This window comes from Paenibacillus sp. lzh-N1 (assembly GCF_002872435.1).
Taxonomy (GTDB): domain Bacteria; phylum Bacillota; class Bacilli; order Paenibacillales; family Paenibacillaceae; genus Paenibacillus; species Paenibacillus polymyxa_C.
This window is the reverse complement of the sequence record NZ_CP025696.1, coordinates 1,054,250-1,078,991: the sequence shown is the minus strand read 5'-3', so window position 1 is coordinate 1,078,991 and position 24,742 is coordinate 1,054,250. Positions and strand designations below refer to the sequence as shown.

The 24,742-nt window shown below is 46.8% G+C and carries 20 protein-coding genes; 14 read left to right on the top strand and 6 right to left on the bottom strand.

The genetic code is table 11. The annotated features are described in order from the left end of the window. The first annotated feature begins 20 nt into the window (after positions 1-20). Positions 21-902: a MetQ/NlpA family ABC transporter substrate-binding protein gene (locus C0638_RS04860; RefSeq protein ID WP_058710965.1), complete on the top strand. Its 882-nt coding sequence runs from the start codon at positions 21-23 to the stop codon at positions 900-902. Positions 903-980: 78 nt separating this feature from the next. On the opposite strand, the gene C0638_RS04855 is transcribed toward C0638_RS04860, so the two are convergent. Continuing rightward, positions 981-1,808 carry an AraC family transcriptional regulator gene (locus C0638_RS04855; RefSeq protein ID WP_058710964.1) on the bottom strand — a complete coding sequence of 276 codons (828 nt, stop codon included), beginning with the start codon at positions 1,806-1,808 and terminating at the stop codon, positions 981-983. 240 nt (positions 1,809-2,048) lie between these two features. Between C0638_RS04855 and C0638_RS04850 the strand changes: the two genes are divergently transcribed. The 6 genes from C0638_RS04850 to C0638_RS04825 all read left to right on the top strand — a co-directional run bounded on the left by C0638_RS04850 (position 2,049) and on the right by C0638_RS04825 (position 11,402). After that, a complete protein-coding gene (locus tag C0638_RS04850; protein ID WP_040102232.1) occupies positions 2,049-4,232 on the top strand; it encodes an alpha-galactosidase in 2,184 nt (727 codons plus the stop codon). A gap of 128 nt (positions 4,233-4,360) precedes the next feature. Next, on the top strand, positions 4,361-6,142 hold the full coding sequence (locus C0638_RS04845) for a sensor histidine kinase (protein WP_058710963.1): 1,782 nt from the start codon (positions 4,361-4,363) through the stop codon (positions 6,140-6,142). Further along, complete coding sequence (locus tag C0638_RS04840; protein WP_058710962.1) at positions 6,139-7,689, top strand: response regulator transcription factor; 1,551 nt, start codon at positions 6,139-6,141, stop codon at positions 7,687-7,689. Before C0638_RS04845 ends, C0638_RS04840 begins: the two co-directional genes overlap by 4 nt. An 85-nt stretch (positions 7,690-7,774) precedes the next feature. Continuing rightward, positions 7,775-8,731, top strand: a complete 957-nt coding sequence (locus tag C0638_RS04835) for an ABC transporter permease (RefSeq protein WP_058710961.1) — start codon at positions 7,775-7,777, stop codon at positions 8,729-8,731. 14 nt (positions 8,732-8,745) lie between these two features. Next, positions 8,746-9,684: a carbohydrate ABC transporter permease gene (locus C0638_RS04830; protein WP_040102228.1), complete on the top strand. Its 939-nt coding sequence runs from the start codon at positions 8,746-8,748 to the stop codon at positions 9,682-9,684. Positions 9,685-9,722: 38 nt separating this feature from the next. Continuing rightward, entirely contained in the window at positions 9,723-11,402 is a 1,680-nt protein-coding gene (locus C0638_RS04825; protein WP_058710960.1) for an ABC transporter substrate-binding protein, read from the top strand. Between the two features lie 210 nt (positions 11,403-11,612). On the opposite strand, the gene C0638_RS04820 is transcribed toward C0638_RS04825, so the two are convergent. Then, positions 11,613-13,583 (bottom strand): glycosyl hydrolase, encoded by a 1,971-nt coding sequence (locus C0638_RS04820; protein ID WP_058710959.1) that lies wholly within the window; start codon positions 13,581-13,583, stop codon positions 11,613-11,615. A 442-nt stretch (positions 13,584-14,025) separates the two neighbouring features. On the opposite strand from C0638_RS04820, the gene C0638_RS04815 reads away from it, so the two are divergent. From C0638_RS04815 to C0638_RS04805, 3 genes are all read left to right on the top strand, one after another. Next, a complete protein-coding gene (locus tag C0638_RS04815) occupies positions 14,026-14,817 on the top strand; it encodes a GNAT family N-acetyltransferase (protein ID WP_058710958.1) in 792 nt (263 codons plus the stop codon). 25 nt (positions 14,818-14,842) lie between these two features. After that, positions 14,843-15,109 (top strand): hypothetical protein, encoded by a 267-nt coding sequence (locus C0638_RS04810; RefSeq protein WP_058710957.1) that lies wholly within the window; start codon positions 14,843-14,845, stop codon positions 15,107-15,109. 129 nt (positions 15,110-15,238) lie between these two features. Continuing rightward, positions 15,239-16,573, top strand: coding sequence for an SMI1/KNR4 family protein (locus C0638_RS04805; RefSeq protein ID WP_058710956.1), 1,335 nt, complete (start codon positions 15,239-15,241; stop codon positions 16,571-16,573). A 113-nt stretch (positions 16,574-16,686) separates the two neighbouring features. On the opposite strand, the gene C0638_RS04800 is transcribed toward C0638_RS04805, so the two are convergent. Both C0638_RS04800 and C0638_RS04795 read right to left on the bottom strand, forming a co-directional pair. Further along, positions 16,687-17,448 carry an SDR family oxidoreductase gene (locus C0638_RS04800; RefSeq protein ID WP_025675667.1) on the bottom strand — a complete coding sequence of 254 codons (762 nt, stop codon included), beginning with the start codon at positions 17,446-17,448 and terminating at the stop codon, positions 16,687-16,689. A gap of 289 nt (positions 17,449-17,737) precedes the next feature. Next, positions 17,738-20,170 (bottom strand): UvrD-helicase domain-containing protein, encoded by a 2,433-nt coding sequence (locus tag C0638_RS04795; protein ID WP_058710955.1) that lies wholly within the window; start codon positions 20,168-20,170, stop codon positions 17,738-17,740. Positions 20,171-20,482: 312 nt separating this feature from the next. Here C0638_RS04795 and C0638_RS04790 point away from each other — a divergent pair, with 312 nt between their 5' ends. Both C0638_RS04790 and C0638_RS04785 read left to right on the top strand, forming a co-directional pair. Next, the gene (locus tag C0638_RS04790; protein ID WP_058710954.1) at positions 20,483-21,328 is read left to right on the top strand and encodes a zinc ribbon domain-containing protein; all 846 of its coding nucleotides are present in this window, start codon (positions 20,483-20,485) and stop codon (positions 21,326-21,328) included. Between the two features lie 65 nt (positions 21,329-21,393). Continuing rightward, the gene (locus tag C0638_RS04785) at positions 21,394-22,182 is read left to right on the top strand and encodes a TrmB family transcriptional regulator (protein ID WP_058711015.1); all 789 of its coding nucleotides are present in this window, start codon (positions 21,394-21,396) and stop codon (positions 22,180-22,182) included. 8 nt (positions 22,183-22,190) lie between these two features. On the opposite strand, the gene C0638_RS04780 is transcribed toward C0638_RS04785, so the two are convergent. Continuing rightward, positions 22,191-22,823, bottom strand: a complete 633-nt coding sequence (locus C0638_RS04780; protein ID WP_058710953.1) for an NUDIX hydrolase — start codon at positions 22,821-22,823, stop codon at positions 22,191-22,193. 172 nt (positions 22,824-22,995) lie between these two features. On the opposite strand from C0638_RS04780, the gene C0638_RS04775 reads away from it, so the two are divergent. Both C0638_RS04775 and C0638_RS04770 read left to right on the top strand, forming a co-directional pair. Next, positions 22,996-23,289, top strand: coding sequence for a hypothetical protein (locus tag C0638_RS04775; RefSeq protein WP_013308601.1), 294 nt, complete (start codon positions 22,996-22,998; stop codon positions 23,287-23,289). Positions 23,290-23,361: 72 nt separating this feature from the next. Next, positions 23,362-24,063 (top strand): histidine phosphatase family protein, encoded by a 702-nt coding sequence (locus C0638_RS04770; RefSeq protein ID WP_058710952.1) that lies wholly within the window; start codon positions 23,362-23,364, stop codon positions 24,061-24,063. 84 nt (positions 24,064-24,147) lie between these two features. Here C0638_RS04770 and mscL read toward each other — a convergent pair whose 3' ends face one another. Further along, positions 24,148-24,642, bottom strand: a complete 495-nt coding sequence (mscL, locus tag C0638_RS04765; RefSeq protein WP_013369231.1) for a large conductance mechanosensitive channel protein MscL — start codon at positions 24,640-24,642, stop codon at positions 24,148-24,150. Positions 24,643-24,742: the final 100 nt, after the last annotated feature.

Here is a 24,742-nt window from a genome sequence, read left to right as displayed (position 1 = left end):
ATGATCTGGGGGAAAACAACATGAAAAAATCGTTCGTTTTACTATTAGGGATTAGTTTATTACTCGTAGCCGCAGGATGCGGTAATAAAAGCACAGACAGTAATGACTCCAGCTCCGCTTCCGGTGCGGAAACGCAAAAAGTAGTTATTGGTTCCATGGGGTCTGACGCGCAGATTTGGAAGCATATTGCCCAATCCCAGGCCGCCAAGGATGCCAAGCTGGATATTGAAGTAAAGGAAATTAACGGTGGGATCGAAACGAACAATGCGACTAGACAAGGCGATGTGGACGTGAATGCATTCCAATCATGGGCGTATCTGGTGAGCTATAACAAAGAGAGCAAAGCCGATTTGAAGGCGATAGCGACTACCTACCTGGAGCCGATGGGGATTTATTCGCAAAAGTTCAAAAGCATTGATGAAGTGACTGACGGAGCGTTGGTGGCTTTGGCGGACAACCCGGCGAATACAGCAAGAGGTTTGAAGCTGTTGGAAGCATCCGGTTTAATTAAGCTTAAAGCTGACTTTAATGATGCTTTAGGTACAGTCAATGATATTACTAGTAATCCTAAAAACCTGAAATTTGAACTAATCGACGACAAAACAGGTCCGCGCGTGATTCAGGATGTAGGCTTGGTGTTGATCGGGAACACGATTGCTTTAGAAGGCGGTCTGAACGTACTGAAGGATTCCTTGTTCCACGAAGAGATCAGTCAGGCAACAAAGAACAATATTAACGTCCTGGTTACTTCATCGGATAAGGCAAACGATAAGGGACTACAAAAATTAGCGGATCTCTATCATAACGAGGATACCCAAAAATACATTAAGGATGAATTTGGGGGCACCAAAGTAGAGGTTAAAGAACCTGTTTCTTATTTGGAAGGGCAAACCGCAAAATAAATAAAAGAGGTCAACCAGTTTTTCTGGTTGACCTCTTTTGTTCGTTAAAGGCTTCTACTTGTAATTTCAGTAGTTGTTTTAGATTTGAGCATGGGTTTCGGCTCGGTAATGCTTGGGAGAGAATCCCTTTACCCTTTTAAAAATTTTGGAGAAGAGCAAAGGATCATTATAGCCGACTGAACGGGAAATATCGCCTATCGAAAGTTCGGCGTTCCCCATCATTTCACAAGCTTTATTGATTCTATAGCGAATCAAATAATCTTGAATGCTTGTGTTTACTCGTTGTTTAAATAACGAACATAAATAGCTCCGATTGAGTCCGATAAAATGTGCAATATGCTCAATGGTAATTTTCTGAGCATAATTCATTTCAATAAAATCCTTCACTTTTTCAACGTAAATTTCCGCCCGACCTTCCTTTTGGTCGGAGGACGCTGCCGGACTGAACTCTATAAGCTCCGATAACATTAAGTAAAGCAGCCCGGTCAATCTAGTTTCCCGAGCTTTAAGGCATCCACTTGATTCGTTCATTTGCTGCAAATACTGATAAATCAAATGGTCTCCTTCAAAGTAGAGGATTGGGGACGCCATCGTCAGGCCTGCTTGCTTGAGGAGTGTTTCTACCAGTGTCCCGTTAAAACCAAACCAGCAATAAGACCAAGGATTTACGGCATCGGCTTGATAATAAGTGATGACTTGCGGGCAGATTAGAAACCACTGTCCTTTCCGCAAGCGATAACTGAACCCGCCAACCTCGAAGGTACCCTCTCCGTCCAAAACATAATGGAGCAAATAGTGATCTCTTATAGCAGGTCCAAAAAAGTGACTGGGTATGCATTTCTCTATGCCAAACTGAGTTAGATACAATTCAGAGTGCTGTTTACTACGTGGCAAATACTCTATCACGGTAAAATCTCCTTATGTAAATTATCAAGCATTATAACATAAATAGTGAGCACCATGCCATGTACTTCATATCTAAAATTAATATATGATTTCTGTAGAACCTACTGCTATATTGTTGGATCTTATCAAGCTTTACACCATATGAACTTAGTTGACGCCTGCTACATAAAGATTCTTCTAAGTGCCTTTTTGGTGTGGATCACCGATGATTATTATCTAAGAGAGGGGTTATTTTTCCCAATGGCTATCATTGTTCAAGAGCAACCGGGGCTGTTTCATTTGCAGTCGTCGGGCATGAGTTATATTATTCAGATTGTCGATGGATTTCCTGTGCATGTATACTGGGGAGACAGGTTGAAGCACCGTGAGCCCATGGCTGATCTATTGCTTCACACTCCTACGACGGCTGGATTGGATCGGCTGCCGCAAGAATACCCACAGTATGGAAGTGGAGACTTCCGTACCCCGGCGTATCAAGTAGAGCTGGAGGATGGAACTCGCATCACGGAATTAAAGTACGATGGTTACCGGATTATTAAGGGAAAGCCATCTTTACCTGGCCTTCCGGCCGTATATACCGAGAATGAAGCTGAAGCGGATACGTTGGAACTGGAATTAAAAGATGCCTTTTCAGGTCTTAAAGTGGTTCTTCTTTATACTGTTTTTACGGATCGAAACGTAATCGCTCGTTCGGCTCGTCTAAGTAATGAGGGGGAACAAAGTCTTCGACTCCTCCGTGCGCTAAGTGCCAGTGTCGATTTCTCAGGGAAAAGCGATTTAGAGTTCATGTATCTTTCGGGAGCATGGGCACGGGAAGGGAATATTACCCGCAAACCGATCCTTCAAGGTGAAACCCGAATTGATAGTAAAAGGGGCATGAGCAGTCACCAACTTAATCCTTTTACTGCATTGGTCACGCAGGAGACAACAGAACGCCATGGTGAGGCATTCGGCTTTAGCCTTGTGTACAGCGGGGGCTTTGAGGCTGGAGCGGAATTAGATTCATTTGGCTCTACCCGGTTTAGCATTGGCGTAAACTCCTTTGACTTTTCCTGGTTACTGAGCCCAGGGGAGAGCTTCCAGACGCCAGAAGCCGTTATGGTATACTCTGGTCAAGGACTGGGAGAAATGTCGCGTACATATCATCGCTTGTATCGAACTCGGCTTTGCCGAGGGACATATCGGGATGAAGAACGCCCTATTCTAGTCAATAACTGGGAAGCTACCTATTTTGACTTCAATGCAGATAAGCTGGTATCGATAGCGAAAGAGGGGGCAGAGCTAGGCATCGAACTTTTTGTCTTGGATGACGGTTGGTTCGGAAAACGGGATTCTGACAATTCGTCTCTCGGTGATTGGTACGAGGATCGTCGGAAGCTGCCAGACGGACTGGCTGATGTTGCGAAACGTATCAATCAATTGGGGCTTAAATTCGGGCTCTGGTTCGAGCCGGAGATGATCTCCCCAGACAGTGAGCTGTACCGGAAGCATCCAGATTGGTGCCTACACGTTCCAGGACGGCGGCGCAGCGAAGCCAGATGGCAGCTGGTGCTGGACTATACTCGCAAGGAAGTACGCGATTACATCTACGATTCGCTGGCTGCCATTTTCTCCAGCGCCCCAGTCTCGTACGTGAAATGGGATATGAATCGCTGTCTGACGGAAATTGGTTCCGCCGAACTGCCGCCGGAGCGCCAGTCTGAGACTGCCCATCGCTATGTTCTTGGATTGTATGAGCTACTGGAGCGCGTCACTACCGATTTCCCGCATATTCTTTTCGAGAGCTGTTCAAGTGGCGGAGGACGCTTTGACCCAGGCATGCTTTACTACATGCCTCAAGTCTGGACTAGTGATAATACCGATGCGGTGGAACGCCTGAAGATTCAATATGGAACTAGCCTTGTCTATCCCGTAAGCGCCACCGGAGCGCATGTGTCGGCAGTTCCGAACCATCAAGTTGGACGCATAACACCCCTTGATTTTCGAGGTGATGTGGCCATGTCCGGAAATTTTGGATATGAGCTTGATCTCACGAAATTCACCGATGAGGAAAAAGAGACGGTCAAACGCCAAATCGCAGTATATAAGCAGATACGTGGCTTAGTACAGAAGGGTGACTTGTATCGCCTAAAGAGCCCGTTTGAAGATAACGAATCGGCTTGGATGTTTGTTTCTGAAGACCAAGAGGATGCCATCGTCTACTATTTCCAAGTGATGGCTGTTCCGAACGCGCCTTGGCGAGCCCTGCGCCTTGACGGACTAAATCCAGAGCTCGAATATGAAGTTCAGTCAGGAAATAGCGGGCAAAAGTCTATCCATGGGGGGGATCGGCTTATGAAGTTGGGCCTCCCTCTTGTCTACAGACAGAAAGACTATGAAAGTGGATGGTTCAGGCTTCGGGCATTAAGGTCCAACAAGGCTTAAGGCTTAAAGGATCAGTACAACAGTACAATTGGCGAAAGATAGAAAACAATCAATTGAGTTATGCATGCCCCTTTTTGTATAAAGGGGCATTTTGCGCGCATCAGCGTACTGATTGGGGAGGACAAGCCATGTTTTTTATACGAATGATGAATGACATGAAACTGAGAAAGAAGATGACGCTTACATTCATTTCGGTAGCTGTTCTTCCCTTGCTGTTATGCGGCCTGTTTCTGACTGGGAAGCTTCGAGAGGCCGTCATTAAGGACGCCTTTATGCAAGCATCCAACAACGTCGAGCGGGTCCAAAATCGTACAGAAGAACTGATTAAAGTGCCGCTGGACATCTCGTATCGGCTAACCAATGACAATCGGATGAAAATGGTGGCCAGCCAAAAGTATGACAGCTACATCGAAGTCATTCAGGCTTACCGGGAGTATACAGGTATTCGTGACTACCTCCAATTGTACAAAGAGATATCCGGCATCCGTGTCTATGTCCCTAATCCTGGAGCACTTAATAATTGGGAATTTATCCAGCCGGACGAAAGAATCACAACCGCAGGTTGGTACAAGGAGGCCATAGAGCAGAAAGGATTGGCTGGCTGGAATTTAATTAAGGATGAGAGGTACAATGCCGATTATCTCAGCCTGATTCGATCATTCTCAGTAAATTCACCAGGGCGCAAAGGGGTTCTGGTCATAAATGTTAACAAGCGCCAATTAAATTCAATCCTGAATCAGGAATCGTTCCCTACCTTGATCGTGGATAACCGGAATCAGATTGTCGCGTCCAATGAAGCAGAGTTGTTTGGGAAGAATCTATCTGAAATTCATGCCGACGAAAATATACTTTTCCAACAGGAAGGAAGTTACAACACACTCATTAACGGAAAAGCATCGAAAGTGGTGATCGCAAATCTAACTCCACAGAACAGCTGGAATGGACTTCGCATTATTTCCGTTTTTTCCGTTTCTGAAATTACCCGAGATGCTAATCAAGTGATATGGCTCGGCGGAGTCGTGATCACAGCTAGTCTAATATTTGCAGCCTTACTTATCTATGCTTCTGCTTCGCTATTATCCAGAAGGCTTCTCCGCTTGAGCAAGCATATGACCCAAGTAGGGGCGGGCTCGTGGGAAACCTATCTCCATATCGACGGAAAAGATGAAGTTGGTCTACTATCGAGGGAATTTAACGCGCTCGTCAGCAGCGTAAACCATTTGGTCCAGGAGGTTCAAGAAACGAATCGTCAGAAAAACCTGGTGGAGCAGAGACAGAACGAGATCAAGTTCAAAATGCTGGCAAGCCAGATCAACCCGCATTTTCTCTTCAATTCTCTAGAGTCCATTAGAATGGAGGCCCACATTCGCCAACAGGACGATATCGCTAAAGCCGTATGGCAGTTGAGCGCGTTGTTGCGCAGCAGTCTAGAGGCTGGTAACGACAAGATTCCACTGCGTAAAGAGCTTGAGCAAGTGTGCTGTTATCTTGATCTTCAAAAATTCCGGTATGAAGACCGTTTGGAGTATCGCTTAATGGTTGATCCGGATTTGGAGGAAATACTGGTTCCACCTCTGATTATTCAACCATTGGTGGAGAATTCTATTGTACACGGTCTGGATAATCAAGCAGAAGGAGCTGTCATTGAAGTGAAAGTTAAGAAAATCCTGGAGGGGGTTCGAGTTATAGTATGTGACAACGGCGCCGGTTTCACGGACGATCGTCTCGTCCTTGTACAAGCAGAGCTTGCTGCATCTGTACATGAACAGGAGGTCCAGCGAATTGGACTACGAAACGTAAATGATCGTCTCGTCTTACTGTATGGGACCTCTAGTGCCTTACATATTGAGAGCAAGCCTGGAAAAGGCACTTGTATTCAGTTTTTCATACCTGGAGGTGAAACCAAATGATTAAGGTAGTCATCGTTGACGATGAACCGAAGCTTCGTCAAGGGCTTCAAACACTGATTCCATGGGAAAGCCTCGGATGTATCGTTACAGCTACGGCAGCTAATGGAAAAGAAGCATTGGAAGTCATCGAGGAAAAAGCTCCTGATGTCGTAATTGTCGATATCCGCATGCCGGTTATGGATGGCTTACAGTTGATTGAGCACTTGAGATCCGGTGGTCATCATTTGCATTTTATAATCCTCAGTGGATATGCCGACTTCGAGTATGCCAAACAAGCGATTAAATACGGGGTGTTCGGCTATCTCCTTAAACCGGTCGATATTGATGAAATGACGTCCAGTATAAAACGGATACGCGAGCGAATCGAAGAGGAACGCCTTCAAGAGGAGTGGCGTAAGAGAGAGGTTATTAATCGCGATTTATACCTGCACAGTCTGCTCGTCCCTCAAGAGAAAACTGAAGATCCCGCCAAGTTGAGAAGTAAAGCAATAGAAGCGGATTTGTTGTGGACCAGCTACGAAGTCGTGGCCGTCTACCCGCGTGTTTCTGAAGTGGACCGTTCCGATGTCGCATACCAGCTTTCGAATGGATTAAAGGCAAAGATCGAGGGGCAGATGATGGGGCTTGTCACAGTAATCCCACCGTATACAGTCCTGTTGCTCAACGCGCCGCTGCGCGGAAGAGAACGGCGTGAAATTCTGCACAATGAGATTCGTAATGCTGCGGATAATGTTAGGTTCGTCGCTGCAACCGGAGGGGCAGTATCTGCTCCTGAAGATATTTGTAAATCTTTTTTAAAGGCCCAGGAAGCGGTAAAACAATCTTTTTTCAGTGAGAAGAACCGACTGCTAGGTCCGTATCCTTTCTTTTCTCCTGCGCTGGATTCCCCCCGATTATCTGCTGATAAAGCTGAAGAAACGATGGAGGAATTCATCTTCCGCCTGTATTACAGTCTGGAAGTAGGGAACCAGACTGTAATACTTCCATTGTTGAACGAGGCGGCAGCATTTTTTCTCCAACAGGGGCAAGATGAGAAGTCGATCAAAGAGTCGTTCTTCTTTCTGTCCAATGCGGTCATTCACAAGCTGACCGCGGGTTTCTGTATCGAGTTGAAAGAGACGGAGGAAGTTTCCCGTTTTTTGAATGGGATATACCAGCATGATCATTTACATGATCTTTTGGAAGAGACCTACCGTTTCCTGCTAGCTTTGGCGAAAGACTCCGAACCTCGTGGAAAGGAGCAGGAATTCAAAAAAATGATCGACTTCATTCACAGTCATTATACAGACAACCTGAAGCTGGAAACGCTGGCTGGACTACTAAACTATAGTACTGCCTATTTGGGTCAGCTATTCAAGAACAAGACTGGGGAGTACTTTAACACCTATCTGGACAGAGTCCGTATCCACAAGGCAAAGGAGTTGCTGGACCAGGGAATGAAAGTTTACGAAGTCGCTGAAAGCGTCGGCTATACAAGTGTTAACTACTTTTACAGCAAGTTCAAAAGGTACGAAGGCTGTTCACCGTCGGAATATAGAAATCCATAATTTGTGGATGATTTTTCCCGAAATCCGTTGTATGGGCTCTGACTCTCCTCTGTTTTATGATGGATTTAAGAGAGGGGATGAAAAAATGAAAGCGGTAACAGTAAATTCGGAAAACATATACAAAAAACCGAAGCGGAATGCTTGGAAGGTATTTAAAAGCCAAAGGTATCTTTATTATATGTCCATTCCGTTTGTGATCTGGGTCTTCATCTTTCAGTATTTGCCGCTATGGGGCTGGACAATGGCATTTCAGAAATACAGACCCGGTTTGAGTTTTTTTGAACAGAAGTGGGTGGGCTTGGAGCATTTTCGTACTTTGTTCCAAGATGATCATTTTTACCAAGTACTGCGGAACACGTTGGCTATGAGTCTTATGGGACTGGTCGCTGGTTTTATTGTACCGGTTGTCTTTGCTCTATTGCTCAACGAGGTCCGTATTCAGGTTGTAAAACGATTTGTTCAGACTGTATCTTATCTGCCGCACTTTGTTTCATGGGTGGTTGCTGCAGGCATTGTCACCAAAATGCTTTCAGCGGATGGCGGTGTCGTAAACGATATGCTCATGGGTCTAGGCATCATCGATCAGCCAGTCCAGTTTATGGCCCAAGGTAAATTATTTTGGTGGGTTGTAACTTTCGGAGACATCTGGAAGGAAACCGGTTGGAACGCTATTATTTATCTGGCTGCCATCGCCGGTATTGGTCCTGAATTATACGAGGCTGCACGGGTGGACGGCGCTAGTCGATTCCAGCAAATGTGGCATATTACGCTGCCGGGGATCCGGCCGACCATTATCATTCTCCTGATTATGTCTATTGGCCATCTGCTCGGTACGGGATTCGAGAAACAATTTCTGCTCGGCAATCACCTGGTCATCGATTACTCTGAAGTACTTGATTTGTATGCGCTTAATTATGGTCTGGCGATGGGACGCTACTCTTTCGGGACGGCCATTAATATCTTCAATTCGGTGATAAGCCTGGTCCTATTGTTTGCGGCTAACGGAATCTTTAAGCGCTATACCAACGAGAGCATTATGTAAGGAGGAGAATAGACATGGAGGCTGTCAAAAGCACTACGCCGGTCGGTGGATTAAACAACAAGCTTAAGTCTAAATCACCACAAGACCGAATCCTAGAGGTAGTTGTTTATGTTTTCATGATTGTGGTAACCGTTCTGACGATCTACCCGTTCTTAAATGTGCTGGCTATCTCTTTTAACGATTCGGTGGACACCATTAGAGGTGGAATCACCATCTGGCCAAGGCAATTTACTTTGAAAAATTACGATTTGATTTTCACCTATGAGGGGTTAATCACTGGATTCAAGATCTCCTTTCTGCGGACCGTCATTGGCACCGTAGCGGGCTTGGTCAGCGGCTCGATGCTTGCCTATACGCTTGCACGAAGTGATTTTCAAGCCAGAAGGTTCATCTCAATTTTTCTTGCTGTTACCATGTATGTTTCCGGAGGGTTAATTCCAGGTTTTATCCTGATGAAGGAATTGCATTTAATTGATACATTTGCCGTCTATATTTTACCGGGCCTTGTAAGTGCGTTTAACGTCTTTATTATTCGTTCCTTCATTGATGGTCTGCCTTATGCGTTACAGGAATCAGCTAAGCTGGATGGTGCCAACGATTTCACGATCTACTGGCGCGTTATTCTTCCTCTTTGCAAACCAGCATTAGCGACCGTAGCGCTCTTCTTGGCGGTTGGACAATGGAACTCTTGGTTCGATACTTATCTGTTTAATGGGTCCAACGAATCGTTGACGACCCTGCAATATGAATTGATGAAAATTTTGCAAAGTACGACAACAAGCGCAACCAATTCCCAGGACGCTGCCAATATGGCGGAGCGTATGGCACAGGTTTCGCCGGAATCCGTCAAAATGGCAATCACCATCATTGTTACCGTACCGATTCTAATCGTCTATCCTTTTCTGCAAAAATATTTTGTTAAAGGTATGACGCTTGGAGCGGTAAAAAGCTAAAACGAGGCAACATTCATTATAAGGGGAGGTTTAGCTCCATGAAGTCAAGAAAAAATAGAATGATCGTACCTTTCGTAATGTCACTAACTTTAGTGGCGACCCTTGCAGGGTGTAGTGGTAATAATCCGTCTGAGGCTACCAAGGCCGTAACAACAGGCGACATCACGCTTACTTATTTTTCGGAAGACTCCAGTACAAATTGGAATAACATGAAGGATGAAGTCGGTAAGGTCATCGCTGAAAAAACCGGAGTAACCCTAGATGCTGAATTCGCTGTCGGAGACCCGGTGCAAAAGATTTCATTGATTGCAGCCACAGGAAACTATCCTGATTTAATCGCTGCTAAGGCGGATGTCGGCAAACTTGTCGATGCTGGTGCAATTATTGATCTGACGGATTTGATCGACAAGCATGCACCGAATATCAAAAAAATGCTGGGAGACAAGCTTGTTCGGACGAAGTACAGTTTGGATGATCAATCCATCTATGTTATTCCGACCTGGTCTGCTGTCGAAGAGGAAAAAATCAAACCCGACGTAGGATTTAAACTCCAACACCGTGTCGTCAAGGAAGCGGGATACCCGGACATTCGTACGGTACAGGATTTTGAAAAAGTCATTAAGGACTATATCACCAAGCATCCGACGGACGAAAATGGCAACAAAAATATCGGACTGTCCCTAAATGCCGACGATTGGCATATGTACCAGGTCACGAATTCAGGATTTCAAACGACCGGGGGACCAGACGACGGCGAATACTTCATCGATCAAAAAACACACCAAGCGACTTATCATTTCCGCCGGCCGGAAGAAAAAGAATATTTCCGCTGGTTGAATCACATGAATGCCATTGGATTGCTTGATTCGGAAAGCTTTGTGCAGAAGACCGATCAGTTTAAGGCAAAAGTGGCATCTGGCCGCGTACTGGGTCTGGCCGATCCGGAATGGGACTATGGCGACGGACAAAATGCGCTGAAGGCGGAGGGCAAATTCGATCAGACTTACGGTCATTATCCAGTTACCATGAGCAAGGAGTACAAGGATACCAACTTCTGGCTGCCTGGTTTTGATGGGGGATACGGAATCTCGATCTCTAGCAAGTGTAAGGACCCGGTACGTGCTATCCAGTTCCTCGACTTTCTGGCATCGGAAGAGGGTCAAGTCCTGAATAATTGGGGGATTGAAGGCAAGCATTACACAGTTAAAGACGGCAAACGGACGATTATTCCGGCCGTACTTGAACGGATGAACAATGACAATGCGGCTTTCCAAAAAGAGTCCGGAATCGGTCTATATTGGAACTTGATGGTCCATTATGGTGATGGCATCAAGGACTCAACTGGCAACTATTTTACTCGTAGTTATCCGGAACTGCTGACAGCGACTTATAACAAGTCGGAGAAGGAAGTGCTTAAGGCCTATAAGATTGAGCACTGGAAGGATCTGTTCCCGAAGGAAGATGAATTCCAACCGAGAGCATATGGAGCAGCGTATACGATGCCTCTTCCCAATGACGATCCGGCTGTTATTCTCGGAGCCAAGATGAAGGATATTACATGGAAACGGATTCCGGAAGCTGTCATGACCAAGCCGGAAAACTTCGACAAGGTTTGGGATGCCTATATGGCAGAACTGGAGAAAGCCGGAGTACAAGAAATGGAACAATCCTTTACCAAGCATATCCAAGACCGAATTAAGCTGTGGTCCACTAACTAACTCGTTTCGCATAAAAGAACGGGGCCGTTTCCACTTTCCAATTGGAGAGGAGACGGTCCTTTTTCATTAAGGTTTGCGATAGACTGCATTCGTTCAGGTTATAAATCAAAAGCGGCCACCTCGGTTACTTTCTGAGGTGGCTGCTGTTCTTTAGAGACAGGCTTCTACGCTGGGATGGGACGGTACAGTTACGGATACGTTAAGAGCGCCTTACTCCGCTTCATTGTTGGACGAAGTAAATAGGTCTTGAGGAAGCTCATCCCTCGTGATCACGTAATCGCTGTTGAACACTTTTATGAGATGATCCAGGGAGTTATATTGTCCGTTGCGGATGAAGTCGCCTGTCCATGTGGTGAAAAAGAGCCAATGCGCTGAATATGTTTGAAGTAATTCAGGATCGCCAATCGGGCCGTTTTCGGACAGACCAACCAGCTTCTTGCCTTGCACGAGATTCACCAAGCTGTCATACTTGCCGATACTTGGGCTATAATTAGTCGCCTGGTTGTAGATATCCACACTTACAATATCGACGACATCGTCTCCCGGATACCACTCGGGGCTCTCGGAGTTCCATACCCAGATCAGGTTGTTCAGGTGATGGTAGTTTGTTAGGCGGTCGTACATGATATGGTACAGTTGCTTGGCGGAGTCTGGCCCTTGGGCGCCCCACCAGAACCATTTGCCCTCCGCCTCGTGCAGCGGTCTCCACAGCACCGGAACGTGAGCGTCTTGGAGGCGTTTCAACTGAGCAGCAATAGCATCGATATCCCGTAGGATAAGCTGATACTCTTCCGACTCGGGATGAGTAAGCGCATATTGAACGTCGAATGTAGTAGCGTCCGTGTAAAACCCGCGCCACCATTCTTTGCCGGGAATATCATGCAGTCCCTTAGGAGCATTCCAGTGCCATGCGAATGTGACAATTCCACCTTCTTTGGCCCATTGAATCGCCTTTTCCACTTCAGTTGAGGTGGCGCCATGTTCGATGCGAGAGGGGGAATAATCCATCATGTCCGTTGATAATATGGCAGGATACTTTCCAGTTTGGTCTTTAATCCACTGGGCATCCTCAAGAGTGTGCTGACCGGAAAGAATGTTGCTGCCGTAACTATCGACGAGATAACCCATAAGTGCCTTGGTTTCCGCAGTCGCATTCGGGTTTACTGGCTTTTTCTCAATCTGATACAGTTTCGGGGGGGACACTGCTGACAGCTTGACGTAGTCGATATGATATTGGTCCGAATCGACATTGAACTGTATGGTATTGTTTCCCGCACTCAGCATCAGTTTACCGCCAGATACCTCTGTGTAGCTTGCTGTTGTCGGGAGTGATGTTTCGCTGGTCTGGCCATTGACCACCAATTGGGTCTTTTTGTCTCCATTGGGATTACTGTAACCGATTGCAAGATTGTAAAGCCCGCTTGAGGCTGCGTTATAGGCAAAGGTTAACGACCCTGTGCCTTTAAAGGCTGCGTAACCGGTACCGGAATAACCCGTATCAGCAGCTTCGATGCTGACCTCACCAGTAATGGCTCCGTCTTCGGCTTCCATTTTGCTTATTGCAGCTGGCAGATTGGCGAATTCAACCTTCACATACTCGATCCCGTAATATCCCCAGCCTCTTGAAAAAGTCAGCTCGTTTGTGCCAGCATTCAGCATGATCTTAGTTACCATTTTCTCGTTCACCGCCGCACCTTTCGGAGGAGCAGCCAGCGTTATGTTTTCAGCCATGGTGCCATTGACCTTGATGCTGGTATCCTTGGAGCCGGTGTCCACCGGAATGTAGTAGCCGAGGCTCAGCCTATAAAGACCTGCTGTAGGCACGTTCACTTTAAACGTAGCCGTCCCGTCAGACTTGCCTGAATTAGGGTCATAGTCATAAAAGAAGGATACATAGCCATCGCCTTTATAAAGCGTATCGCCGGTATAGGGTGTATCCCGTTTTTCTACACCGTAACCTTGAAGAATTGCATCTTTGGAGCTGACGACTATAGGAGAGGAATTGCCGTTAGTGGATAAATCTTGACTTGCATTCATCACCGTTCGGTCTTCAACATCGGTGACCAAGGGAGCTGATTCTGCTTTTGCTAAGCTTGAAATTAAACTGAGAGATACCAACAAAAAGGATAAGAGAACAAAACTGAGAATACCGAAAGACCTTCTTTTCCATGGATCTGGCATATTATTCACTCCTTGAATTAGTAGATGTTACCGCCTCGATTGACCTGCAACGCATATTACAGAAAACGCTTTCATTAGTGTGTGCATATTAAGTACACTTTGAAGTAATCGATGACAGGTGATTAAGGACCAGCTTGCATTTTTAAGCATTCTTTCTTCGTTTGTATGCGTTTTCAATATTTGTCATTAATTTTTTAGGACCTCACCTCTCTTTAATTTCATCATAAATTAGAGGCGAGGCAGGAACCATACAATGAATTTCGGAGAAAATCATCCTTAAATTATGGATTTTTATACTTCGATAGCAAACAATCTTTATATTTTTTGAAACGTATAACTCAAGATTGTTAAGGCTACATGGGATAAGCGGGAAGGATCGTTTCCATTTGTGGTATCATGCCAATAAGAATATTACCCACATGGGAATGAAAGGGACTAATACATGATTTCTCATCGACTGCTTAGCGACGAAACTATTTATCAATTAACGGACCAGATTCATAGAGACCAACACTTGTTATTCTATAGCTATTTAAGTCAACGTAAGGAGCAGGCTAAATTTGTTGGTCAATATGTAGATGACAAGCTGACAGGGGTCTTAGCATACTTTTGCGGGCTCTCCTTCCCTGCGTTTTCTTTCCACTGCATAAACCGAGAGGAACTTAACTTTACAGCTCTTATTGCTTCTACGAAGGAAATCATTCAACTTAAGAAAAATGCCGTTTGTGGTACAATCCTGTGTGATCGTGACCTACAGCTTTTTCAGTCTCATGGGCTCATAACGGGTAACCCACAACGTTTCTTAACGATGAAACATATGGATCAATCGAAACTGCTTGATTCTAACTTGGCAGAGTTAGTTAAGGAAAATGATATTTCAGATATAGTAGATGTATTACGAAATGGGGGCATGAAATTTTTTACGAGGAGCGAACTCGAACAATATCCTTTCCTTGGGATCAAGGAATGTGGTCATTTTATTGCCGTAGGTGGCTTTCACTTTTATGATTCTAAGCTCGTGGAGCTCGGAAGCATATATACAAGCCCTGCTTACAGAGGGAAAGGGCTAGCAAAGCACTTGACGAGCCAACTTACAAAACTGGGCAGAACGCTATCATCAGATGTCTATCTGGGAGTAATGGAGGAGAACCAAGTTGCTGTACAACTTTACAAGGGTTTAGGCTATGAGGTTACGGCTGAACAGACGATTGTTGATTTTAAACTAATCTATTGATTGACGAAAGAGGAGGGAGAAGGTTTTGGAACAGAATGATATTAATATTCATCAACTGACTGATGAGATCTATCAAATTTTGCACAAGAGAGTTGATAAACTAGGTATAGCATACGGCATCGTAACTGAATTTAGTTATAATCCTGAGGAGCCAACTTCATGGACTATTAGTATCGAGGATTCTGAAATCGTGCTCACGTCGGACATGTTGTTTCAATATATGAAACAGCATCAAAATTTAGAAGATACGTTAACTGGCTTTATGCATGATCACTTTCCATACTTCAATTAAACAGTATCCACCGTATTATAAAAACTTACTTAAAGATACATATCAATGTAAAGAGGTAAGACCCATAAAGAATGAAATTGCTGGATAAGCAAGTAAAGGAAACTGGTAAGTCTACTGGAGGGTGCAAATATGTGGTTTGGGAAGAAAGAAACGCAACTGGATCGAATAAAAGACAAACTGAATCAGGCCATGCGCAAAGACAAGGATTTCTCGGTGTTTGGAGCATCCTCACATCAGTACAGGGTTAAAGAGAAGCTTACAGCAAAAGAGCTGGCGGACTGGCAAGCTCACAATCAAGTCACCCTACCCGAGCCTTACGCGCTGTTTTTAACAAACATCGGCAACGGAGGCGCCGGACCCTATTATGGAATTTATCCGATTGAAAAGGCAACTTCCTATACCGAGCACCAGGCACTCCTTGCAAAATCCGTTCTGCATCCCGGGATGGCCAAAGAGGAATGGAACCATCTGATTGAGCCCTTGACCAAGGATGAGGACATCCCTGATGAGGAATACGATGACGCCCGTAATAAGGTGCTGGGCGGCATGTTGTGCATAGGTACCCAAGGCTGCGAATACGACATGTATCTCGTACTTGAAGGGAAATACAGGGGGAGAATTGTGTACACCTCCGATTTTCATCCCGATCATCCCTTTTTCTTTGTCTATGAAGACAGCTTTCTGGACTGGTACGAGCGCTGGCTGGATGAAATTATTTTGGATTATGATATCGGGTGGTTTGGCAGTCGAATGCCGGGTGATGAGAATGCACTGATCCAGATGTACCAGAGCGCTCCAAACGAAGAAATCCAAGCAAAGGCGCTTGATGGAATGTTCAAGTTTAAGGAAGTTGCCCAGCCAACCCTTGGTTTTTTGAAAAACATTGCGGAGCAAAGCCCAAAAAATCGGACCACAGCTGTTTGGCTAATCTGCAAAACTTCTTTTGACACGGGCAGAAAATATCTTCTGGAATTGTTGCAATCGGATGAACATGGGGATTTTCTGCAAGCTTTAACGATTCTGCACGCTTCCAGTAAAACAGCAAATTTAACGGAGTTTATTCCAGTGATTTTGCAAAGTCTTGACAGGATTCATGACCCGGAAACGTTGCGTTATGCAGGATATATTTTAGAGGATTACGGTGAGATTACGCTCCGAAATTTTGCGCCTTTCTTGTGTCACGCCGATCCGAAAATGCAGACCACTGCCATCTATGCCGCGAGTAGTTGCGAAAACAAGCAGGGAAGCTGGCAGATCATTGAACAGATGTTGATAGGGGGCGACCCGCAGGTTCTGAAAAACATGATTTTATACTGGGGCATTATTCCACATGAGAAGTTGCTGCCTTACTATAAGGCGGTATGGCCGGAATATAAAAAAAATCCGAATTTCAAAGAAAAATTTATCGGTTGTTTGCGAGAACTACATTTGCCAGATGATTATTTCGATAAAGACGAATCGTGAGAAATGAGATTTGGGAATTATATATAACGTGCCAGCAAATTCTACAAGGTAAATCAATAAAAAGCGAAATAGAGGAAAGGGCCATCCCGCAAAAGGATGGCTCATTAAGCAAGTTATTCAATTGAGTTTTTCGTTGCCTTGTACATATTTTCTACGTGTTCGTCGACTTCATTTCGTGACATGCGTAAGCGAGCCACAGAAGTACCATATCCGATTTCTATTTTACCTTCTTCTAATCCTTTGAAAATTCCATCTGCGAAGTCATCTAATGGTTCTCCTTGCGTGTGCAATCCTGCTCCACCTAAATCTGTATTCACTGCCGGAGGGACAACTTCAATTACCTCTACAGACGTATCAGAAAGTTGGTGTCTTAGGCTAATTGTAAATGAATGAAGTGCCGCTTTCGTTGCTGAATAAATCGGAGCAATCACAAACGGCGTAAAAGCTAACCCAGAAGTGACATTAATGATAGTCGCCTCTTCTTTTGTTGCAAAATATGGAGCCAGCAGCATGGATAGATGGAAAGGTGCTTCAATGTTAGTTGTGATTTCTTTACTGAAATAATCCCAATTGTTTTTTGCATCCGTTTTTAGAACGTTAAAGCGTTGTTGGATACCGGCGTTGTTAACTAACACATTTACTTCTGGATAGTTGGTTGTTACCCAATCCGATAATGCTATACGCTCGGATTCAATATTCAAATCACTTACATGAGTAATAAGGCTAGGCAATTTCTCTTTCGCTTTTTGAAGTACATGTTCACGTCGTCCAGAAACAATGACTTTATTTCCAGCTTTTAAAAATCGTTCTGCAAAAGCTAATCCTATTCCAGCACTTCCACCCGTAATTAGTATTGTATTTCCTGAAAGTTTCATTATAATGTTCTCTCCTTTTAGGATTCAATTTTTAACGAAATTTATCTAGAATAAATGAGGGTTAACTTAGATAAAATGATATATAAAAAACGGCAGGCTAGGATTTTATTCTCACATCCTAGTCTACCGTTTTTTATTTGATTTAGTCTGTCTAAAACTTATTTTTGCAGGGTGCCGGGAAAATGTACATTAGTGCTTTTTAGGATTCATTACAGGTCTGCACAAGCCGGACTGGAAATGACGAATGCAGTGGGAGTACAGCTCCATAGCGGCTATACACGCCTCGCACTTATCTGGCCGGGATGTTGCGCGTTCCCTCCGTCATCGGGGAGGAGCAAAGCGGACACACCGGTGGCGTGCCTGCACTGGCCCCCGTGGTGCGGCGTCCACCTACTGTGTCGCGCCGCATCCACGCCTTGCAGGCGGCGTCCGTGCATTTCCACACAGGCACATCGACGCGTGGCTCTGTCTGTGACCTAGCCGCCGCTGAGGCCCGTGCTGTAGTGGCGGCTGGGGTTGACCCCGGTCTGCTGCTCACGCGGGTTGCCGTGCCAGACGCTGGCGAACCACCCCCGGCCCGGCTGCCATAACCCGAAGTACCCTTCGGTTGGCCAAAGCTGCTGCGACGCGTGTCCGGCTTGGAAGTCTCGGGGGGAGTGACCCCATAGGCTTCCAGCAAGAAGCGAGACACGGCGGCAGGCTTGCCGTGATTGGAGGCGGGGGAGGTGATGTACAGCAGCTCCTTCGCCCGGGTGACGGCCACGTAAGCGAGGCGGCGCTCTTCCTCCAGCGCAGCATCGTTATCCACAGCCGTTGCGGGGGCGGCGCCTGCCCGACGATCCTCTGGCAGCTCGCTGTGTAGAGCCGAGCTATGCGGAAGGATGCCTTCACTTGCTCCGATCCAATATACGCAAGGGAACTCCAGTCCCTTGGCACGGTGGATCGTCATGAGCCGAACAGCATCGCTGTCTTCCTCTCTGCGCAGAGATTCCATCTGGCGGTGGCGCTCTGAAAGCTCGTCCGCAAAGTTGACGAATGCCTCTACCGTGTCAAAGCGCTTGGCTGCCGTTTCAAGCTCCTCCAGACTTTCTTGCATCGTTTCCTTATAATGTGTCCACGCGCCCGTATCTCCGCTTTCCAAATACTTGTCATAAAAGACGCGCCGCATTTCTTGAATGGCATAGGCAGGCTTCATGGTAGTGAGACTGCGAATTAACCGAATGCGTTCTTTCACCTGTTCACGCTGAAAATCACGTAGTCGATCCCAGCGGCTGAGGTGGATTAGCGGGTATTTTTTAGCCTGCTGTTTCTCTTCGCGCATAATCCATTCCATCCCAGCCTCACGGGAGACATACAGCGGTCCAAGGGTACTTGGAATGGATTCCATTCGGCGGGGATTCAGCGACAAGCGCAAGTGATCCATTAAGGGACGAATCAGAGACTGATCGTAAAATACGGCTCCTGCTCCGTACTGAATAAATGGGACATCCCGCATAATTAATTGCTCAAAAATAGATCGGCTTCCGCTGGCTGTCCGATGTAAAATAGCGATATCCCGATAGCGAAGACGACCTTCTTCTACCTGCCCGAGCAGATGAGTAACAATATGTCCCGCCTCTTCCTCAGGCCCAGATGGGGTGGCAAACTGTGGCGGCAAGCCCTCGCGCCCGGCAGCCGCAAGACGTTTGGAGCGTCGATGAACATTTTTGGCGACGATGTTGGAGCCCAGCCCCAAAATGCGTGCATCACTGCGATAATTAATATCAAGAGTAATGACCTTTGCATCTTTATAGACCTTATCAAACTCCAGAATGGATTCCTGGCGGGCTCCATTAAAGGTATAGATCGTCTGGTCATCATCTCCGACGACCATCAGATTGCGATGCCTCGCAGCCAATCGTTGCACCATTTCGTATTGCAGGGCATTCGTATCCTGAAATTCATCGACCATGATATAGGAAAAACGTCGTTGAAGCGGCTGAAGCACATCCGGATCACGCAGGAGAACGGAGGCACGCAGCAGAATATCGTCAAAATCCATTTTGCTCCGTTCCTGTTTCCACGCTTCATAGGCGAGCATAGCACGCTTGGCATCCGCTTCCTCGCGTATGGTTTCCGGCAGCTCATCTGCGCTACGGCCTTCCGCTTTCCAGGCGGAGAGGGCGGACAGCAGGCTTTCCGGCTGGAAAGCCTCACTCAGTCCAAGCTGGCGCAGCATCATTTTCATAACGGTATGCTGGGCCTGTGTTTCACCGAACACTTCATCTTGCACACCGCGATGTCGCAGCATCGCCAAAGCGAATGAGTGGAAGGTACGCGCCTGTACTGCGCGTGCAGCGGCAGGTCGCACACCGGGTAGTCCCGCGATGCGCAGCTTCATTTCGGCAGCTGCTTTGCTGGTGAAGGTCACAAGCAGGATGGACGATGCAGGGACATCCCGCATCGCCATGAGGTAGCCAGCACGGGCAGCCAGCACCGTAGTTTTACCGCAGCCAGCCCCTGCCAGGGTTAGAAGGGGGCCTTTACCATGGCGTACAGCCTGAATCTGCGGGCGGTTCAGATGAATGCCCGCGTTCTCTATAGCACGAAAATAAGCCGCGTCTTGGTCGGTGTCGGGTACCAGCGTTATACTGGTATCCATAGAAGCTCGACGTGCCTGAGGGCTCGTCGTTGAATAAGGAACCCCGATGGGTCGGGGGTAAAATGCAGGATTTGGGTTCATGATCCTGAAACCCCTTTCGTTCTTAAAATCTTCCATTTTCACAAATGGGGGTAGTTTTTGGTATGATAGAGTTCTAGTCAGCTTTAGTTGATGATAAGAACAAGGCGAATGGACTAAAAATGATGCTGAATTCATGCGGATCTAGAGCAGGAGCGTCAGAACGTTAATAGGTTGACGCCAATGCCTATAGCCTCAAACAGGCGATATGACCGCATTCCATTATACAGGAGTTCGAGGCTTGCCAACAGAAAAAAACTTTGGGATATACGGACGGTACAGTGAAATCCGGCTGGATATGGGGAGGAAATGACGATGAAGCTGATTCAACGTATAAAGGAAGGCGCTAATCGCGCAACAGAAAAGGCGCAGCATGCTGTCGAGATTAGTAAGATTAATTCGCAAATTACAACGATTCAGCAGGAAATGGATGTTCATTTCTTACGAATGGGTCAAATCTTTTACGAAGGCTACCGGGCATCCGATATGTCAGTGGCTGAAACCGAGATGACACAGTTGTCTACTGCTTGTGATGAGCTTCAGGATGAAATTGATGAGCTGCGCAGTAGAATTGCAGAATTGAAAAACGCCCATTTATGCACCTGTGGTGCAGTTGTGCCGCTGGATGCGAACTTTTGTCCCAAATGCGGACGCAAGTTAAATGGAGGGCAGGCTGCCTCCAAGCAAGTAGCGGCTGTGCGGGAAGAGGTGCCAACAGACGCTTATTCTTTTGATCTGCGCAAGCCTGAGGCAGCGAAGGATGCTGTGCCTGCCTACATGGAGTATGCAGAAGATGAAGTAATCGATCGGCATGAACAGGATGAGCGGCATGAAACGCACGATCCAACGGAATCAGACCGCAATTACACGGTGTCTGATTTTACTCCGGAAGAAAAAGCGGCATTCGATGAAGAGTGGGAGCGCCGTCGTCAGGAAGAACTGGAGAAAGAACACCATCGTCTTGAAGAACTGGAACGTGAACGGGAGCGTCAGGAGGAGCTGGACGAGCGCATTCGATATTGGAAGGCCAACAATTCGGGGGCAGAGAAGCCGGCAACACCGTCAACGCAAATACGCGAAAATGTAAAATGCCAAATCTGCACAGCGGAATTACCCAAAGGCTCCAAATGGTGCCCGCGCTGTGGAGCTGAACAGATTTGACGCAGCCGAACAGGCTGCCGCAGGACACAGACATAACGCCGGGCAGCATAGGGGGAACAGAACATATGGAGCGTTTGCTGCAACATCTGCGGAATCTGGGTTTCACGGAGATGGAAGCCAAGGTAATGGTCGAACTTTCGAGACAAAATGTGGCTTCCGGCTATGAAGTTGCTAAGCGTTTGGGGGCATCGCGCTCCAACGTGTACGCAGCTTTGCAGCGTTTGGCCGGGCAGGGATATCTCAGAGCGAGTGCGGGAGAGCCTGTACGCTACAGCATGCTGCCGCCGGGTGAGCTGACCCGAATGATCGAAGGGCAGATGCGGGAGTCCCTGCTGGCGGTGGAGAAGGAGATGCCACGAACAGAACCAGCCAAGCCGACCTTCTACAACGTGGAAGGTGACCGGAAGGTGCTGGAAAGTCTGACACGCGAGCTGGAACGGGCAGAGCATGAGATTGTGCTGGATTTGTGGCGCGAGGAAGCCGAACTGCTGCGGGAAGCGTTGAAAAAAGCCGAGAGTCGGGGTGTGCGTCTGCTATGGTCCTGCGACAACGGAGAAAGTATGTTGGGACCGTGGCTACCGCGTGCGTCTGGTACAGACGGACAGGAAACGTCAGGGCGTAAGTTTTCCTTTGTTATTGATCGGCGTTGGTGCATGCTGGGTATGCGGGGAGAGAATTGCCCGACACAGGCGCTTATTACCGAGCATCCGGTGATGACAGGTTTGCTGCTTGATCATTTTGCCCAGGATCTTATTCTGTATGAGCTGGAGCATGATATGGGCAGCGAGCTGTCGACCCGATATGGCTGGCGGTATGAAAGCATTATCGGCAAATATATGTCAGCCGGAGAATAGTATAAGGATTACTGGGAGGGAAGTTCCATCAGGGCCCGGCATACAGATGTAATATAGCCCGCTTGATGAGGCACGAATTGATCCGGTGTAATCAGGCGGCGAGTTTTTTCCGGGTTCGGCCCTGACGTAATACCTTGGGCTTCGATAAATGGAATATGGCCTTCAAACAGGGCTAGTGCTTGGTCAAGGTCTGCTTCGTACAGTCCGGCTACTTCTTCCTGCTGGAGACAATAGGCTTGCAGGGGCTGGTTGGACAGCAGTCCAAACACCGAGCTGACCTCCCGATCCCAAAAAGAGGTGCCCTGTGCGGTACCTTTACTTTCATACCGAACGGTCATCAGTGGTGTTAAGGAGGTAAAAGGAACATAAATGCCTAGTTCTTCCTCCAGCTCGCGAGCCGCCTGGGACATATCTTCGCCTGAAGTCAAATGCCCGGCGGCTGTAATATCGTAGCATCCGGGAAAGGTGTCCTTTGTATCCTGACGCTGTTGGAATAGCAAGCGGCGGCCTGTCGAGGTGTCTCGTGCCAGCCAGCAGTGAAAGGTATGATGCCAGTAGCCCTTGGCATGTGCTTCCTGTCGGGAGGCTGTGCCGAGGGGGGTGTCTTCATCGTCGTAGATATCCAGAAGCTCGCTAGTCATCGTGATTCCTCCTATAATATGCAGAAAATCAAAGTCTACTTTACAGTATAACGTGTTTTCCGTTCTGACGATATGATGGACGATGTGGAATGCGGAGTAGCTTTTGGGGTATGCTGGGAACATGGGGATTTGCGCCATAACATAGCTTTATGATTGAAAGGAGCGATTTTACATGGAATGTATTGTACATTTCCGAGTTATGCATCCAGAGGAGCCCAAGGAACTGCGTGGGCTGATTATGCTGGAAAGCGGAGGCAAGCCGGGGATTGATCAAATAACAGATATGTTCAAGAATATGGGCTATGATGTGCGTCCAGACAATCCGGAGGAATTGATTTTTAAACCCGTCGATGCCAGAGCGAACTATACATATATCCGGGTAATTGAGCTGGATACGGGTGAGGAAGTTTATCAGGAAGACAGGGATTTGCGCGCGATTTTGGAAACCTTGCTGAATAAGCATTAAAAATTAGGAAAACTCACTGTTGGAATGAGATAAAGCGATCCTGTCGCCATTCATAGGAACGGAGAACAAATAATGAGATTGTATATTATCCGACATGCAGACCCCGATTATCCTAACAACACCATCACGCCAGAGGGTCATTTGGAAGCCAAGGCATTGGCCAAACGGCTGTCCAGTCACGGACTGGACCGTATTTACGTCTCTCCTTTGGGGCGGGCCTTGGATACGATGCGGTACACCGCCGACTCTCTCAGTATGACTTATGAAGTGGAGGACTGGACGCAGGAGCTGGCTCTAAAGCTGGAGGATACTCCATACGGTCGTCTTTCCCATTGGGATTTGCCTGGTGAAGTGATTCGTTCCGGGTCGCCTCTGCCGACTCATGATTCTTGGAAGGACATTTCCTATTATCAAGGGACGCAAAGTCCTGAAACCTTCGAGCGACTGAAAGTTCATTCTGATGAATTTTTGAAGCGGCAAGGCTTTGAGCGGGTGGAGGGCAGGTACCGAATTCTGAAGCACACGGAAGACAGGGTAGCCGTATTTTGTCATGGCGGCTTCGGGCTAACCTGGCTTGCACATCTGTTGGAACTACCGTTGGCTTTGGTCTGGTCCGGTTTTTGGATGCCGCCTAGCTCCGTAACCACCATCTTGTTTGATGAACGCTCCAAGGAATGGGCAGTTCCCCGTTGCATTGGCTTCGGTGATGTCTCCCATCTGTACGCAGAAGGTTTGCCAGTCAGACCTCGGGGTATTATCACCAACTTCAATTAATGATTTTTAGAGCCATGCTAAAAACGGCTTAAGACGATACACTGTCTTAAGCCGTTTGTTTTATTCATAGGAATGTAGTTCGAGTCAGCGTGCTTCAACGAATCCCTCTAGCTTGGAAGTGCAATGTGCACAGCGGGTAGCAGCTATAGGGATTTCGGACAGGCAATGTGGACATTCCTTGATTGTTTTTTCCTGAGGAGGTTTTTCTTCCTCTTTGCGCTTCAGCATGTTAATCCCTTTGACCAGCATGAACACACAGAAGGCCACGATGAGGAAATCTAGCAGGACATTAATAAACTGACCATAGGCAAGGACCGCAATCCCTGCTTCCTTGGCTTGTGCCAAAGTCTTGCGTGTACCGTCAGCATTTAGAGGGTCGGCAGCTTGTAAAGCTACATATAAGTCTGGAAAATTCATACCGCCCAGAAGTTTACCAATCGGAGGCATAATAATATCGTTTACCACAGAAGTAACAATCTTGCCAAACGCTCCACCAATGATAACGCCGACCGCGAGGTCAATCACGTTACCCCGTACAGCGAATTCTTTAAATTCTTTAATAAAACCTTTTCCGCTCATGTGAGTGCACACCTTCTTTGCATAAAATCATTTATCTATAATACATGCTATGTCAATTGAGGGCAATTCCAAATTGATGTATTGCACTTTGTCACAAAAT

Bases quoted from the DNA above. Each gene is read 5' to 3' on its own strand.
- C0638_RS04860 (WP_058710965.1), top strand. From the start codon at position 21: ATGAAAAAATCGTTCGTTTTACTATTAGGGATTAGTTTATTACTCGTA.
- C0638_RS04850 (WP_040102232.1), top strand. From the start codon at position 2,049: ATGGCTATCATTGTTCAAGAGCAACCGGGGCTGTTTCATTTGCAGTCG.
- C0638_RS04845 (WP_058710963.1), top strand. From the start codon at position 4,361: ATGTTTTTTATACGAATGATGAATGACATGAAACTGAGAAAGAAGATG.
- C0638_RS04840 (WP_058710962.1), top strand. From the start codon at position 6,139: ATGATTAAGGTAGTCATCGTTGACGATGAACCGAAGCTTCGTCAAGGG.
- C0638_RS04835 (WP_058710961.1), top strand. From the start codon at position 7,775: ATGAAAGCGGTAACAGTAAATTCGGAAAACATATACAAAAAACCGAAG.
- C0638_RS04830 (WP_040102228.1), top strand. From the start codon at position 8,746: ATGGAGGCTGTCAAAAGCACTACGCCGGTCGGTGGATTAAACAACAAG.
- C0638_RS04825 (WP_058710960.1), top strand. From the start codon at position 9,723: ATGAAGTCAAGAAAAAATAGAATGATCGTACCTTTCGTAATGTCACTA.
- C0638_RS04820 (WP_058710959.1), bottom strand. From the start codon at position 13,583: ATGCCAGATCCATGGAAAAGAAGGTCTTTCGGTATTCTCAGTTTTGTT.
- C0638_RS04815 (WP_058710958.1), top strand. From the start codon at position 14,026: ATGATTTCTCATCGACTGCTTAGCGACGAAACTATTTATCAATTAACG.
- C0638_RS04805 (WP_058710956.1), top strand. From the start codon at position 15,239: ATGTGGTTTGGGAAGAAAGAAACGCAACTGGATCGAATAAAAGACAAA.
- C0638_RS04800 (WP_025675667.1), bottom strand. From the start codon at position 17,448: ATGAAACTTTCAGGAAATACAATACTAATTACGGGTGGAAGTGCTGGA.
- C0638_RS04795 (WP_058710955.1), bottom strand. From the start codon at position 20,170: ATGAACCCAAATCCTGCATTTTACCCCCGACCCATCGGGGTTCCTTAT.
- C0638_RS04790 (WP_058710954.1), top strand. From the start codon at position 20,483: ATGAAGCTGATTCAACGTATAAAGGAAGGCGCTAATCGCGCAACAGAA.
- C0638_RS04785 (WP_058711015.1), top strand. From the start codon at position 21,394: ATGGAGCGTTTGCTGCAACATCTGCGGAATCTGGGTTTCACGGAGATG.
- C0638_RS04780 (WP_058710953.1), bottom strand. From the start codon at position 22,823: ATGACTAGCGAGCTTCTGGATATCTACGACGATGAAGACACCCCCCTC.
- C0638_RS04775 (WP_013308601.1), top strand. From the start codon at position 22,996: ATGGAATGTATTGTACATTTCCGAGTTATGCATCCAGAGGAGCCCAAG.
- C0638_RS04770 (WP_058710952.1), top strand. From the start codon at position 23,362: ATGAGATTGTATATTATCCGACATGCAGACCCCGATTATCCTAACAAC.
- mscL (WP_013369231.1), bottom strand. From the start codon at position 24,642: ATGAGCGGAAAAGGTTTTATTAAAGAATTTAAAGAATTCGCTGTACGG.